Annotated in this window: 15 protein-coding genes; 9 read left to right on the plus strand and 6 right to left on the minus strand. The window is 72.0% G+C overall.

All coding sequences use genetic code 11. From position 1 onward, the window contains the following. Positions 1–26: 26 nt before the first annotated feature. Entirely contained in the window at positions 27–998 is a 972-nt protein-coding gene (locus tag ABD211_RS03450) for an NAD(P)/FAD-dependent oxidoreductase (RefSeq protein ID WP_344126100.1), read from the plus strand. Positions 999–1,029: 31 nt separating this feature from the next. Here ABD211_RS03450 and glpX read toward each other — a convergent pair whose 3' ends face one another. Then, entirely contained in the window at positions 1,030–2,082 is a 1,053-nt protein-coding gene (glpX, locus tag ABD211_RS03455) for a class II fructose-bisphosphatase (protein WP_344126103.1), read from the minus strand. 143 nt (positions 2,083–2,225) lie between these two features. On the opposite strand from glpX, the gene ABD211_RS03460 reads away from it, so the two are divergent. Beyond that, a complete protein-coding gene (locus ABD211_RS03460; RefSeq protein ID WP_344126105.1) occupies positions 2,226–2,783 on the plus strand; it encodes a DUF4245 domain-containing protein in 558 nt (185 codons plus the stop codon). A gap of 64 nt (positions 2,784–2,847) precedes the next feature. Then, positions 2,848–3,642, plus strand: a complete 795-nt coding sequence (locus ABD211_RS03465; protein WP_344126107.1) for a hypothetical protein — start codon at positions 2,848–2,850, stop codon at positions 3,640–3,642. Between the two features lie 86 nt (positions 3,643–3,728). Here the strand turns inward: ABD211_RS03465 and ABD211_RS03470 are convergent, their stop codons facing one another. Next, entirely contained in the window at positions 3,729–3,917 is a 189-nt protein-coding gene (locus ABD211_RS03470; protein WP_344126176.1) for an exodeoxyribonuclease VII small subunit, read from the minus strand. 11 nt (positions 3,918–3,928) lie between these two features. Then, positions 3,929–5,152, minus strand: a complete 1,224-nt coding sequence (xseA, locus tag ABD211_RS03475) for an exodeoxyribonuclease VII large subunit (RefSeq protein ID WP_344126109.1) — start codon at positions 5,150–5,152, stop codon at positions 3,929–3,931. Positions 5,153–5,239: 87 nt separating this feature from the next. Between xseA and ABD211_RS03480 the strand changes: the two genes are divergently transcribed. Further along, entirely contained in the window at positions 5,240–6,196 is a 957-nt protein-coding gene (locus tag ABD211_RS03480; RefSeq protein ID WP_344126111.1) for a 4-hydroxy-3-methylbut-2-enyl diphosphate reductase, read from the plus strand. Positions 6,197–6,431: 235 nt separating this feature from the next. Continuing rightward, complete coding sequence (locus ABD211_RS03485; protein ID WP_344126113.1) at positions 6,432–6,890, plus strand: hypothetical protein; 459 nt, start codon at positions 6,432–6,434, stop codon at positions 6,888–6,890. A gap of 3 nt (positions 6,891–6,893) precedes the next feature. Here the strand turns inward: ABD211_RS03485 and ABD211_RS03490 are convergent, their stop codons facing one another. Continuing rightward, a complete protein-coding gene (locus tag ABD211_RS03490; RefSeq protein ID WP_344126115.1) occupies positions 6,894–8,051 on the minus strand; it encodes a DNA recombination protein RmuC in 1,158 nt (385 codons plus the stop codon). 46 nt (positions 8,052–8,097) lie between these two features. Between ABD211_RS03490 and ABD211_RS03495 the strand changes: the two genes are divergently transcribed. Together ABD211_RS03495 and valS are read left to right on the plus strand one after the other, a co-directional pair. Continuing rightward, complete coding sequence (locus tag ABD211_RS03495) at positions 8,098–8,859, plus strand: hypothetical protein (protein WP_344126117.1); 762 nt, start codon at positions 8,098–8,100, stop codon at positions 8,857–8,859. Positions 8,860–8,900: 41 nt separating this feature from the next. Continuing rightward, on the plus strand, positions 8,901–11,402 hold the full coding sequence (valS, locus tag ABD211_RS03500; protein ID WP_344126119.1) for a valine--tRNA ligase: 2,502 nt from the start codon (positions 8,901–8,903) through the stop codon (positions 11,400–11,402). 252 nt (positions 11,403–11,654) lie between these two features. Here valS and ABD211_RS03505 read toward each other — a convergent pair whose 3' ends face one another. After that, positions 11,655–12,083, minus strand: a complete 429-nt coding sequence (locus tag ABD211_RS03505; protein WP_425560335.1) for a GNAT family N-acetyltransferase — start codon at positions 12,081–12,083, stop codon at positions 11,655–11,657. A gap of 59 nt (positions 12,084–12,142) precedes the next feature. Continuing rightward, on the minus strand, positions 12,143–12,547 hold the full coding sequence (sodN, locus tag ABD211_RS03510; RefSeq protein ID WP_344126123.1) for a superoxide dismutase, Ni: 405 nt from the start codon (positions 12,545–12,547) through the stop codon (positions 12,143–12,145). An 83-nt stretch (positions 12,548–12,630) separates the two neighbouring features. Between sodN and ABD211_RS03515 the strand changes: the two genes are divergently transcribed. Both ABD211_RS03515 and ABD211_RS03520 read left to right on the plus strand, forming a co-directional pair. Further along, positions 12,631–12,954 carry a S24/S26 family peptidase gene (locus tag ABD211_RS03515; protein WP_425560331.1) on the plus strand — a complete coding sequence of 108 codons (324 nt, stop codon included), beginning with the start codon at positions 12,631–12,633 and terminating at the stop codon, positions 12,952–12,954. Between the two features lie 63 nt (positions 12,955–13,017). After that, the gene (locus ABD211_RS03520; protein WP_344126128.1) at positions 13,018–14,172 is read left to right on the plus strand and encodes an NAD(P)-dependent malic enzyme; all 1,155 of its coding nucleotides are present in this window, start codon (positions 13,018–13,020) and stop codon (positions 14,170–14,172) included. The last annotated feature ends 1 nt before the right edge of the window (position 14,173 follow it).

Consider the following 14,173-nt stretch of genomic DNA (forward strand, 5'->3'; position numbering starts at 1 on the left):
CTCGACACATCGTGGTGGAGGCGCGCGTGGGCGACGTTGATCTCGTCATCGTGGGGGCGGGGCCTTCGGGCCTGTTCGCGGCGTACTATGCCGGTTTTCGAGGCTTTTCCACTGTCGTGATCGACGCGCTGCCGGAGCCGGGTGGCCAGATAACGGCGATGTACCCGGAGAAGGTCATCTACGACGTCGCGGGCTTTCCCGCGATCCGCGGCCGGGAACTGGTCGCCAACCTGGTGGCCCAGGCCGCGCCCTTCCGGCCCACCTACCTTCTGGGCGTGCGCGCGGAGGGCCTCGACCGCGACCCTGACGGCCGCCCGCTGCTCACCCTCTCCAACGGCGAGACGCTGCGCTGCGGCGCCATCCTCATCACGGGGGGCCTGGGCAGCTTCACGCCGCGCCCGCTGCCGTGCGCCGCGGACTGGTCGGGCGCCGGGCTGGTCTACTTCGTGCCCGAGCTCAACGTCCTGGCCGGCAAGCACGTGGTGATCGTGGGCGGCGGCGACTCGGCCTTCGACTGGGCGCTGGCGCTGCAGCCGATCGCGGAGTCGGTGACGATCGTGCACCGCCGCGACGCGTTCCGCGCGCACGCCGGCACCGTCGCGAAGGTCCGCGCGCTGCCGGTCGACATCCTCGTGAACGCGCAGGTCACCCGCATCATCGGCGACGGCGCCGTGACGGCTGTGGAGGTGACCGTCAAGGGCGAGGAGCCGAGGACGCTGCCGGCCGACGGGGTCGTCGCCGCCCTGGGCTTCACCGCCGATCTCGGGCCGCTCGCCGACTGGGGCCTCACGCTCGACCACCGACACATCGTCGTGGACTCGACGATGGTCACGAACCTGCCGCGCATCTTCGCGGCCGGCGACATCACGGAGTACCCGGGCAAGGTGCGGCTCATCGCGACAGGCTTCGGCGAGGCGGCCACGGCGGTCAACAACGCCGCCCCGATCATCAACCCGGCCGCGCACCTGTTCCCGGGCCACTCGTCCGACGCCGGCTGACCGCGCCCCGCGGCGTCGCGGGGCGCGGCCGTCAGTCGTCCAGCGCCGCGTCGTCGAGCCCGGCCTCGGCCGGCGCGTCGAAGTCGACCCGGGAGTAACGGCGCAGCTTCTCCAGGCGGTGCCACGAGTCGATCACCCGGATCGTGCCGCTCTTGGACCGCATCACGATCGACTGCGTGTACGCCCCGCCGGCCCGGTAGCGCACGCCGCGCAGCAGGTCACCGGAGGTCACCCCGGTCGCACAGAAGAAGGCGTTGTCGCCACGGACCAGGTCGTTGGTGGAGAGCACCCGGTCGAGGTCGTGGCCGGCCGCGATGGCCCGCTCGCGCTCGGCCCCGTCCTGCGGCCAGAGCTTGGCCTGGATCTCGCCGCCCATGCACTTGAGCGCGCACGCCGCCACGATGCCCTCCGGCGTACCGCCGATGCCCATGAGCACGTCGACGTCGGTGGTCTCGCGCGCCGCGCTGATCGCGCCCGCGATGTCGCCGTCGAGGATGAACCGGATGCGCGCGCCCGCGTCGCGGACCTCCTTGATGAGCGCGGCGTGGCGGGGACGGTCCAGGATGCAGACGGTCACGTCCGACACCGACGAATGCTTCACCTTGGCGATGCGCTGCAGGTTCTCCTTCACGCCCGCCTCGATGTCGATGACCCCGGCGGCCTCGGGCCCGACGGCGAGCTTCTCCATGTAGAACACGGCCGACGGGTCGAACATCGCGCCGCGCTCGGCGACCGCGAGCACGGCCAGGGCGTTGGGCATGCCCTTGCTCATCATCGTGGTGCCGTCGATCGGGTCGACGGCCACGTCGACCTCGGGGCCGCCCTGCCAGTCGCCGACGTGCTCGCCGTTGAAGAGCATCGGCGCGGCGTCCTTCTCGCCCTCGCCGATGACCACGACGCCGCGCATGGGCAGCGAGTTGATCAGCGAGCGCATGGCGTCGACGGCCGCTCCGTCACCCCGGTTCTTGTCGCCCCGGCCCACCCACCGGCCAGCGGCCATGGCGGCGGCCTCCGTGACGCGGACGAGTTCGAGGGCGAGGTTACGGTCGAGATCTTCGGCGCGGCGGGGGAGTGAAGCGGACATCAGTGGCCTCCTCGGGGCGTCGACAGTGACCGGCGTGCGGTAGGAAAGCGTTTACACGCAGCGTCCCGGCTTTCCCCTATGGTGCCATCGGAAGGTTTCGGGCCGGTGGCGGATGCCCCTGACGGGTCGGTCACTATGGTGGCGTGACTTCCGCGCAGACGCCCGTACCAGCAGATCTTCCCGCAGCCGGACCCCGTCGATCGGGGCGCGGCTGGCGCGACATGGCCCGGTCCATGGTCGTCCTGCTCATCCCCGTGGCGATCTTCGTGGGCATCTACCGGTTCTACGGCGGGGAGGATGTCGTCCTTGTCGACACCGCCCCCGCGTACGCCGAGGCCCGCGCCGCGAAGGCGTTCCCGGTGCTGGAGCCGGCCGGGCTGGCCGACGGGTGGCGCCCGGTCAGCGCGGCCTACCGGACGGGCGCGGACGGCGGCGTGCTGCGGATCGGCTACCTCGCCCCCGACGACGGCCAGATCCAGCTCGTGCAGTCCAACCGGCCGGCGGACCTGCTGGTCGCCGACGAGCTGGGCGCCGCCGGCGAGGGCCGGGGCACGGTGAACGAGGCCGGCCTGTCCTGGCAGGTGTACACGGTCCGGGGCGACGAGCACGCGCTCGTCTCCGTCGGTCCCGACCGGACCGTCATCGTGGTGGGCTCCGCCGAGGTAGCCACTCTGCGTACTCTTGCCGGCGCGCTGCGCTGACCTGCGCTAAGGCGTGGAGCTCGTCTCGTACACTCGGCTATCCGCGCCGACCCCGGAGGTTTCCATGTCGCAGCAGGTCCGCGCCGGCCGCCGGCCGGTCGCGCTCATCGGGCTGGTCGTCGCCGCGCTGCTCACGTTCGGCGTGGCGGCCTGCGACAAGGGTGATGGTGGCGTGGGCAACGCGCTCACCCCGCCCGGCGCGGCCAAGAACGAGCTGACGGCCGCGATCGCCGCGCTGTCCGGCAAGCCGTACCACTTCGCGGCTGCCCAGGCGGGCACGGAGATCTCCAGCGGCACGGTCGACGGCAAGGGCTCCGCGCAGTTCCACGCGAACATCTCCGACCCCACCTCGGGCGCCTCGGTCGTCATGGACGCGACCCGCGTCGACAAGACGGCGTACCTGAAGGTGGACTTCGGCGCGCTCGCCGGCGTCGTCCCGGTCCTCGGCGACCTCAACCGCAAGTGGGTCAGGATCGACCCGAAGAAGGTGCCGGCGTCGCTGTCCAAGCAGCTCGACGTGGGGCTGTCGGCGGACCTGTCGGTGCTGGCCGCGGGCGTGCAGACGGCCGAGAAGAGCGGCGACGTCTACCACGGCACGCTCGACCTGTCGAAGGGCGCGGCGCTGCTCAACCCGGCGTCGGCGGCCAAGCCCGACGCCTCGGCCAAGGCCCTGCCCTACGAGGCGACCATCGCCAACGGCGTTCTGTCGACCCTCACGGTCAAGGGCATCAAGATCGGCGGCAAGCCGAGCGACGTGACGCTGACCCTCACCGACGTCGGCAAGCCCGTCACGATCGAGAAGCCCAAGGGCGCGGTCCCGGCCCCCGCCGACCTCTACTCCCTGCTGTCCGCCGCCTGAGGTCCCGATGCATGGATCTTGAGGGCTCAACCCTCCTACGGGCCGTTAAAGGCCCCAAGATTCATGCACCGTGGCCCGATGCGCGGTCAGTCGGTGGAGGTGGCCGCGTCGAGGCGGGCACGGGCGCCGTCGAGCCAGCGCTGGCACACCGACGCCAGGTGTTCGCCGCGCTCCCAGAGGGCCAGCGACTCCTCCAGCGTGGCGCCGCCGGCCTCCAGCTTCTCGACGACTCCGGCCAGCTCGGCGCGGGCCTGCTCGTAGCTCAGCTCTTCCATCGCTCCGTCCCTCACGTCCCGACCACCTTAGCGGCCAGCTCACCCTCGGCCAGCCGCACGCGCAGCGCGTCCCCGGCCGCCACGTCCGCCGGCGCCCGCACCACCGCGCCGGCCGCGTCCTGCACGATCGCGTAGCCGCGCCGCAGCGTCGCGGCCGGCGACAACGCCCGCAGCCGCGCCACGGTGTGGTGCAGCTCCGTGTCGGCCCGCGCCAACCGGTGACCCAGCGTCCGGTGCGCGCGCTGCCGCAGCGCCTCGACGTCCGCGGCGCGTTGCGCCACCATCGCCTGCGGATTCGCGAGTACGGGCCGGGAGCGCGCGGCGTCGAGGCGCTGCTGCTCGCGGGCGATCTGGTGGCGCACCGCCCGCTGCAGGCGCCCCCGGGCCTGGCTGATCAGCCGCAGCTCCTCGGCCAGGTCGGGCACCACGCGCTTGGCCGCGTCGGTCGGGGTGGACGCCCGGACGTCGGCCACGAAGTCGATCAGCGGGACGTCCGTCTCGTGCCCGATCGCCGAGATCACCGGCGTGCGGCAGCCGAAGACCGCCCGGCACAGCGCCTCGTCGGAGAAGGGCAGCAGGTCCTCCACGCCGCCCCCGCCCCGGGCCAGGATGATCACATCGACCGCGGGGTCCGCGTCGAGGACCTTCAGGGCGTCGATGATCTGCGGCACGGCGGTCGGCCCCTGCACGGCCGTGTTGACCACCCGGAACTTCACCGCCGGCCAGCGCCGGCGGGCATTGTCGAGCACGTCGCGCTCGGCGGCGCTCGCCCGGCCCGTGACCAGCCCGATCGTGCCCGGCAGGAACGGCAGCCGCCGTTTGCGCGCCTTGTCGAACAGGCCCTCGGCGGCGAGCAGCTTCTTGAGCTGTTCGAGGCGGGCCAGCAACTCGCCTAGCCCGACCTGGCGGATCTCGTCGGCCCGCAGGGAGAACGTGCCCCGCCCGGGGAAGAAGTCCGGCTTGGCGTGCGCCACGATCCGGGCGCCCTCGCTGAGCTGGGGCGCGCCGAGGTCGAGCACGTCGCGGCCGGTGGTGACGGTGAGGCTCATCTCGGCGGACGGGTCGCGCAGCGTGAGGAACACCGTGCTCGTGCCCGGGCGCCGGGAGATCTGCGCCACCTGGCCCTCCACCCACACCCAGCCGAGCCGGGCGATCCACGCGGAGATCATCTGGCTGACCACGCGGACGGGGAACGGCTCCTCGGCCGTCGACTTCTTCTTCTCGGGTGTCGTCATCGCCGCGTCAGCGTATCGGCGGCGTACGACGGTGGCCCGGATCACTGCTCGTCTGGCGGGGCGTGCGGACGGCCGTACCATGGGGTCGTGACCTCTAAGCGCGTACTCCTCGCCAAGCCCCGCGGCTACTGCGCCGGTGTCGACCGGGCGGTGCAGACCGTGGAGGAGGCCCTCAAGCTCTACGGTGCCCCGATCTACGTGCGCAAGCAGATCGTGCACAACAAGCATGTCGTGGCCACCCTGGAGGCGCAGGGCGCGATCTTCGTGGAGGAGAACGAGGAGGTGCCCGAGGGCGCCACCGTGATCTTCTCGGCGCACGGCGTGGCGCCCGAGGTCTACGAGCAGGCGCGCGAGCGGAACCTGAAGGCGATCGACGCGACCTGCCCGCTGGTCACCAAGGTCCACCACGAGGCCCGCCGGTACGCGGCGCAGGACTACGACATCCTGCTCATCGGCCACGAGGGTCATGAAGAGGTCATCGGCACGGCCGGCGAGGCCCCCGCCCACGTGCAGCTCGTCGACGGCCCCGACGAGGCCGACAAGATCCAGGTCCGCGACCCGGAGAAGGTCGTCTGGCTGTCCCAGACCACCCTGTCGGTCGACGAGACGATGGAGACGGTCGCCCGGCTCAAGGAGCGCCTGCCGCTGCTCCAGTCGCCGCCCAGCGACGACATCTGCTACGCCACCCAGAACCGCCAGCAGGTCGTCAAGCAGATCGCCGCCGAGTGCGACGTGATGATCGTGGTGGGCTCCACCAACTCGTCCAACTCCCTGCGCCTGCGCGACGTGGCCCTGGACGCCGGCGCGCGCGCCAGCTACCTGGTCGACTACGCGACCGAGATCGCCGACGAGTGGCTCGAGGGCGCGACGACGGTCGGCCTGACCTCGGGCGCCAGCGTCCCCGACGAGCTGGTCACCCAGGTCCTCGACCACCTCGCGGCCCGCGGCTTCGGCCAGGTCGACGAGATCATGACGGTGCAGGAGAAGATCACCTTCTCCCTCCCCCAGGAACTCAAGCGCGACATGAAGGCCGCCGCCCGCTGACCCCGGGCTCTGACGGGCCGTCACCCGTTCCGCCGAACGGGTCGCTTCTGACGTACACCGCCACGTCGACCTCGCCAAGGGGTCGCCGCCACATGCTCACATGTGGCGGGTCGCCGGACCCGTGTGTCCCGCCAGATGGTCACAGGTGGCGGCATACGGGTGTCGGATGGGCGGCGTTGCTGAGTGTGATCATTCGGCGGCGGTGGGTGTCGTACGCTCGCAATAGCATGGGTGAATGTCCGGCTATCGTGACGGGGACGGCGAAGGTCGGGTCATTCCGGCGCCGAAGTCCGTTGCCGAGATCCTCGCCATGCGCGGCGAGGGCAGCGGGCGCGACAAGGACTACCTCGAGCAGGACGAGGTCTGGCACGCGTGGCCGGGCGTGTGGATGATCAGCCCGGTCGCCGCAGCCAACGACGTACGGACCAGGACGATAACCACCTATCTCACGTGGGGCTTCACGTCGCGGCCCGTCTATCACGCCGAGGATGTGCAGCGCGTGACTGACGCGATCGCGGCGGGCACGGCCGTGGTGGAGCCCAGGTGGCGGCGCGACACTGACGAGGGCCGGGCGGCCATCCGCGAGTTCGAGCGCACACGTGGGCGGCGGGCGTTCCTCGGGTTCCTCGTGCCGCTGTTGTTCATCATCGCGTTGATCGCGGCGCTGGTGCTCCCGCCCCTCCTGTTGTCCTGACCGTCACGACTCGGGGGCGACCAGTTCCGGGGCCTGGGGGTGCCGGGGGGCGAGCTCCACCTGTGCCGGCGTGGGCAGCGGTTCGCCCGTCACCCCGAGGTCCGCGAAGCGGCGGGCGCTGACCAGCACGCGCGACTCCAGCGACCCGACCGCCCGGTTGTACGCCGTGACCGCCCCGGACAGCGACGAGCCCACTTTGGACAGGTGGTCGGCCAGGCTGGCGAGGCGGGAGTAAAGCTCGCGGCCGAGGCGGTGCACCTCGACGGCGTGCTCGGTGAGCGCCTCCTGCCGCCAGGTGAACGCGATCGTGCGCAGCAGGGCGACCAGCGTCGCCGGGGTGGCGATCACGACGTTGCGGGCGAACGCCTGCTCCAGCAGCGTCGCGTCGCGGGCCAGCGCCGCGTCGAGGAACGGGTCGGCGGGCAGGAACAGGACCACGAACTCCGGGGACTGGTCGACCGAGGCCCAGTAGCGCTTGCCGCCCAGCGACTCCACGTGGGTGCGCAGGTGGCGGGCGTGCTGGTCGAGGTGGTGGTCGCGGACGCGCTGGTCGCGTGCCTCCATGGCGGACAGGTAGGCGTCCAGCGGCGCCTTCGCGTCGACGACGATGCGGCGGCCGCCGTAGAGCTGGACGACCAGGTCGGGGCGCTGGGCGCCCTGGTCGCCGGTGATCGACACCTGCTCGGCGAAGTCGCAGTGCTCCAGCAGGCCGGCGGCCTCGACGACCCGGCGCAGCTGGTGCTCGCCCCAGCGCCCGCGCACCTGCGGGGCGCGCAGCGCCGCGACGAGCTGGCCCGTCTCGGCGCGCAGCGCCGTCGACGCGTCCTGCACGGCGCCGAGCTGGGTGCGCAGCTCCGAGTACGCCCCGACGCGGGCGCGCTCGAGTTCCGCGACGCGTTGCTCGTACCGCTGGAGGGTTTCGTGGAGCGGGGCGACGGCGCGCGCGACGGCCTCCTGGGACTGGGCGGTCGCCTCGAACGTCAGGGCGCGCATCGACTGCTCCAGCCGCGCCTCGCCGGCCTGCGACGCGGCGAGCGTGGCCTCCAGCCGGGCCACCTGGACGGCGGCGCGCGAACGGGCGGCCAGCACCCCCAGGGCCACACCCACACCCAGCCCCACCAGCAGCAGTGTCACCTCGGTCACCAGTTCAGCATGCGGCATGGGTGCGACGGGTATGTACCGTGGGCTGAGGACCTAGGGAGGGCACATGTTCTGGGGTCGCAAGCGGCGGGCGCGCGAGCTGGCCGACGCACGGGAAGAGGCGCTGCGGTGGTACGAGCGCCTGGGCGGCCAGATCATGAACCTGCCCAGGCGGGACGACCCGGCGATCGCGCAGGCGCTCGTCGACGCCGGTGAGCGGTACAACGCGGCCGGCGCCCAGATGGACCGGGCGACCACGCCCGCGCAGTTCGCGCTGGCGATGCAGAGCGCCCTGGAGGGCCTGAACTACATCCGGGCCGCGCGCGTGGCCATGGGGTTCGACCCCGGTCCGGAGATCCCGCCGCTTTCGGGTCAGCGCCGGGCGGGCCAGATCACCCAGGAGAACGAGGTCCAGATCGAGGGCCGGCCGTTCCGCGCCTCGCCGCGGCACAGCAACCGCACGCCGTACTACCACCCCGGCGGCATGGTGCAGGGCCGCCCGGTGCCCGGCGGGTGGTATTCGGAGCCCTGGTGGAAGACCGCCCTCGTGGCGGGCGCCTGGGGCGTCGGCTCCTACCTGATCATGGACGCGCTGTTCAGCCCCGGCCTGTTCGGTTGGGACGGCGGCGGCTTCTCGGCCGGCCACGACGACGGCTTCCAGGACGGCCTCGACTATGCCGAGGATCACGGCTGGGACCCGGGCGGTGAGCAGGAGGCCGCAGCCGACGCCGGCGGCGACTTCGGCGGTTACGACTACGGCTCCGACTACTCCTCGGACTTCGGCGGTGGCGACTTCGGGGGCGGGGACTTCGGCGGCGGCGACTTCTAATTCAGGGGTGGAGATCCGCCCGCGCGACTAGCCTCGCTGCCATGACGCAGACGGTGGGTCGCGCGTCCCGCCTCCCCGATCGTCCCAGCCTGGACGGTCTGGAGGAGGCCTGGGCGCGCCGGTGGCAGGAGGAGGGGACGTACGCGTTCGACCGGTCAGCTGACCGCGTCAACGTGTACTCGATCGACACGCCGCCGCCCACCGTATCCGGCGATCTGCACATCGGGCACGTCTTCTCGTACACGCAGACCGACATCATCGCCCGCTTCCAGCGGATGCGGGGCAAGGCCGTGTTCTACCCGATCGGGTGGGACGACAACGGCCTGGCCACCGAGCGTCGGGTGCAGTACCACTTCGGCGTGCGCTGCGACCCGTCGCTGCCGTTCGACCCCGACTTCGTGCCGTCGAAGGGCGACGAGCTGACGCCGGTGTCCCGGCCGAACTTCGTGGCGCTGTGCCGCGAGCTGACCCAGGAGGACGAGCGCGCCTACGAGGCGTTGTGGCGCCGGCTCGGGCTGAGTTTCGACTGGTCGTACCAGTACACGACGATCGGGGAGCAGGCCCGGCTCGCGTCGCAGCGCGCCTTCCTGCGTGCCCTGGCGCGGGGAGAGGCCTACACGGCGCAGGCGCCGACGTTATGGGACACGACCTACGCCACCGCCGTGGCCCAGGCCGAGCTCGAGGATCGGGAGCGCTCCGGGGCGTACCACCGGATTGTCTTCCGCGGACCCGGCGGGGAGCCGATCGAGATCGACACGACGCGGCCCGAGTTGCTGCCCGCGTGCGTGGCCCTGGTGTGCCACCCGGACGACGAGCGCTACCGCGAGCTGGTCGGCGGGCAGGCCACCACGCCGGTGTTCGGCGTCGCGGTGCCGATCCGCGCCCACCACCTGGCCGACCCGGCCAAGGGCACGGGCATCGCCATGGTGTGCACGTTCGGTGACCTGACCGACGTGACGTGGTGGCGCGAGCTGGACCTGGCCACCCGCGTGATCATCGGCCGCGACGGCCGGCTGCTGCCCGAGCCGCCGTCCGATGTGGACCCCGTGTTGTATGGGCGGCTCGCCGGCAGCACCGTCAACGCCGCCCGGCGGGAGATCATCGGGATGCTGGGCGACGCGCTCGTCGGCGAGCCCCGGCCCATCACGCACCCGGTGAAGTTCTACGAGCGCGGCGAGCGCCCGCTCGAGATCGTCGCGACCCGTCAGTGGTACATCCGCAACGGCGGCCGCGACGCCGGGCTCAGACAGGACCTTCTCGAGTACGGGCGGCAGCTCGTCTTCGTGCCCGACTACATGCGCCACCGGTACGAGCACTGGGTCGGCGGCCTGGTCGGCGACTGGCTCATCAGCCGGCAGCGGTTCTTCGGCGTGCCCTTCCCGGTGTGGTACCCGGTGCTGCCCGACGGCTCGCCGGACCATGAGCGTCCGATCACGCCGGACGAGTCGCGGCTGCCCGTCGACCCGACGACCGACGTGCCCGACGGATTCGCCGAAGCCGACCGGGGCGTCCCGGGCGGGTTCGTGGCCGACCCCGACGTGATGGACACGTGGGCCACCTCTTCGCTGACCCCGCAGATCGCGGGCGGCTGGTGCGTGGACGAGGACCTGTACGCGCGGGTGTACCCCATGGACCACCGGGCGCAGGCCCACGAGATCATCCGTACCTGGCTGTTCGCGACCGTGGTCCGCGCCCGCGCCGAGTCCGCGGCGCTGCCGTGGCACACGGCCGTGATCTCCGGCTGGATCCTCGACCCGGACCGCAAGAAGCTGTCCAAGTCGAAGGGCAACGCCGAGACCGGCCCGGCGTACTATCTGGACCGCTTCGGCGCGGACGGGGTGCGCTACTGGGCCGCGTCCGGCCGCCCGGGCGTGGACACGGCGCTCGACGAGGGCCAGATGAAGGTCGGCCGCCGCCTGGCCACCAAGGTCCTCAACGCGACGAAGTTCGTCCTGGGCCTTTTGTCGGACGGCGAACCCACGGAGCCACTGGATCTCGCCATGCTCGCCGAGCTGGACGGTGTGGTGCGTGTCGCCACCGACGCGATGGCGGCCCACGACTACACCACCGCGCTCGTCGCCGCGGAGACGTTCTTCTGGCGGTTCTGCGACGACTACATCGAGCTGGTCAAGGACCGTGCCTACGGCTCCGGCCCGGCCGCCGACTCGGCCCGCGCCGCGCTGGCGACGGGCCTGGACGTGCTGCTGCGGCTGCTCGCCCCGGTCCTGCCGTACGCGACCGAGGAGGCGTGGTCGTGGTGGCATGACGGCTCGGTCCACCGCGCCCCCTGGCCGACGCCTGCCGGCGACGCCGCTGACGACGGCCTGTTCGCCCTGGTCGCGGAGGCGCTCGGGCAGATCCGCCGGGAGAAGTCGGTGCGCAAGCTGTCCATGCGCGCCGAGTTCGACGTCGTCACGGTGGCCGGCGACGCGGCTACCTTGGCGCTGCTCCGCACGGCGGAAGCCGACCTCGGCGCGGCCGGCCGCGTCACCCACCTCGCCTGGCACCCCGCCGAGGCCGCACTCACCATCACCGTCCCCTGACCGCGCCTAGCGGATCTTGGGGGCGTCCACGGCCCATGGGAGGGAGGGTGAAGCCCCCAAGATCCGATGTGGGCGGGCGACTTTCAGGAAGACATGTGCCGATCTTCTCGGCGCCGCTGGCGGCTGGCCGCGGTTGTCGCGGCCACGGTCGCGGCCCCGGCGACGGCCGTCGTCATCTAAGCGCTGCCCGCGGAGGCGGCCAGCACCCGGCTGCCGGCAGCGTCTACACCATCCGTGCCCGGCGGGCGGTCCCTACCCGGACGCGAGGGCGTGCAGGGCGTCGCCGGTGAGGCGGTACGGGATCCACTCGTCCATCGCGGCGGCGCCCAGGGCGGCGTAGAAGTCGCGGGCCGGGTTCCAGTGCAGGACCCACCAGTCCAGCCGGGCGTAGCCGCGCTCGACGCACAGCGCCGCGAGGGCCTGCAGCAGCGCGCGGCCGGCGCCGGTGCCGCGGGCGGCCGGGCGGACGTAGAGGTCCTCCAAATAGATGCCGTGCACGCCGGCCCACGTGGAGAAGTTGAGGAACCACAGCGCGAACCCGGCGATCTGGTCCGTCGACGGGTCGACGGCCACGTGGCCGAACAGGGCCGGCGTGTCGCCGAACAGGGCCGTCGTGAGCTGGTCCTCGGTAAGCCAGCACTGGTCGGCGGCGCGTTCGAACTCGGCGAGTTCGTGGACCATCGCGACGACGGCGGGCACGTCCGTTGGACGTACCCGCCGCACGGTGACGACCGGGGAACTCACCCCTGCTTCGTCTCCCAGAAGATCTTCGCGATCTCGTCGATCTTGGCGAGCAGCTCCTCGGCCTTGGCGAGGTCGGTGGTGCCCTTGGCGCCCGCCGCGCCCGCGAGCTTGGTCGCCTCGTTGAACAGCTGGTGAAGCTGCGGGTACTTCTCGAAGTGCGGGGCCTTGAAGTAGTCGGTCCACAGCACCCACAGGTGGTGCTTGACCAGCTCCGCGCGCTGCTCCTTGATGATCAGGGCGCGGGTGCGGAACTCGACGTCCTCGTTGGCCTGGTACTTCTCGATGACCGCCTTGACCGACTCGGCCTCGATCCGGGCCTGCGCCGGGTCGTAGACGCCGCAGGGCAGGTCGCAGTGGGCGCTCGCGACGGTGCGAGGTGTGAGAATGCGTGGCAGCCGCATCAGGGCCCTCCATGGGAAGTTTGCGATGATCCTCCTACCGGACCCTACCCCTCGACAGGGTGGCCCACGCACGGAGGCGCGTCGTGTTCGCCGTACTCGTCAAAGGCCCTTCGATGGCGCCCACACTGCGCGACGGCGACGCGGTGCTGGCCAGACGCGGTGGCCGCGCCCCACGGCCGGGCGATGTGGTGCTGGCGCGATTTAGGTCACGGCCGGACCTCCTTGTGGTCAAGCGGGTGGTGCGTCGGGAGGGTGACGGGTGGTGGCTCGCCGGCGATAACCCGTATGCCTCGGCCGACTCGACCAGCTATGGTGTCGCGAACATCGAGGCCCGGGTCGTGCTGCAGTGGTGGCCACGCTTGCGCTGGCGGCTATGCTCGGGGACGGAAACGGGCGACCCCCGCTAATCGCATCGATCGCAATAAAAGTCGCGATTCATCGTCAATGTCGACGTGTGTGTGGGAGCCCTCGTGACGTACGACGCATCCATTTTCCAGGCCCATCGCGGTGGCAAGCTGACCACCGCCTCGACGGTCGCCCTCGCCTCGCGCGAGGACCTGTCCATCGCCTACACCCCCGGGGTCGCGCAGGTCTGCGAGGCCATCGCCGCCGACCCCAGCCTGGCCGACACCTACACCTGGGTGGCGCACGCCGTGGCCGTCGTGACCGACGGCAGCGCCGTGCTCGGGCTGGGCAACATCGGCCCGCGCGCCGCCCTGCCCGTGATGGAGGGCAAGGCGGTCCTGTTCAAGCAGTTCGGCGAGGTCGACGCCGTGCCGATCTGCCTCGACACGCAGGACACCGAGGAGATCATCGCGGCGGTCACCGCGCTGGCGCCCTCGTTCGGCGGCATCAACCTGGAGGACATCAGCGCCCCCCGGTGCTTCGAGATCGAGCGTCGCCTCGACGCCGCGCTCAACATCCCGGTCTTCCACGACGACCAGCACGGCACGGCCATCGTCGTGCTGGCCGCGCTGCGCAACGCCGCCGTCGTGCTCGACCGCAAGGTCGCCGACCTGCGCATCGTGGTCAGTGGCGCGGGCGCGGCCGGCAACGCGGTCGCCCGCATGCTGCTCACCGGCGGCGCCACCGACGTCGTCGTGCTCGACTCGCGCGGTGTGATCCACCGTGACCGGGGCGACCTGGACCCGGAGAAGGCCGCGCTCGCCGGGATCACCAACCCGCGCGGCGTCCGCGGCGGCATCGTCGACGCGTTGCGCGGCGCGGACGTGCTGGTCGGCGTGTCGGGCGGCACGATCGGCGAGGAGGCCCTGGCCGGCATGGCGCCCGGCGGGGCGATCTTCGCGCTGGCCAACCCGACCCCCGAGGTGCACCCGGACGTCGCGGCCCGCTACGCGGCCGTGGTCGCCACCGGGCGCAGCGACTTCCCGAACCAGATCAACAACGTGCTGGCGTTCCCGGGCATCTTCCGGGGCGCGTTGGACGCCCGGGCCACCCGCGTCACCGACGCCATGAAGCTCGCCGCCGCCGACGCAATCGCCGCGATCGTCGCCGACGAACTGTCGGCCGGCGCGATCGTGCCCTCGCCGCTCGACCCCCGCGTCGCCCCGGCGGTCGCCGCGATCGTCGCCGAGGTGGCCCGCCAGGAGGGCGTCACACGGTAGC

It is taken from the genome of Luedemannella flava, assembly GCF_039528515.1.
GTDB classification, from domain to species: Bacteria; Actinomycetota; Actinomycetes; order Mycobacteriales; family Micromonosporaceae; genus Luedemannella; species Luedemannella flava.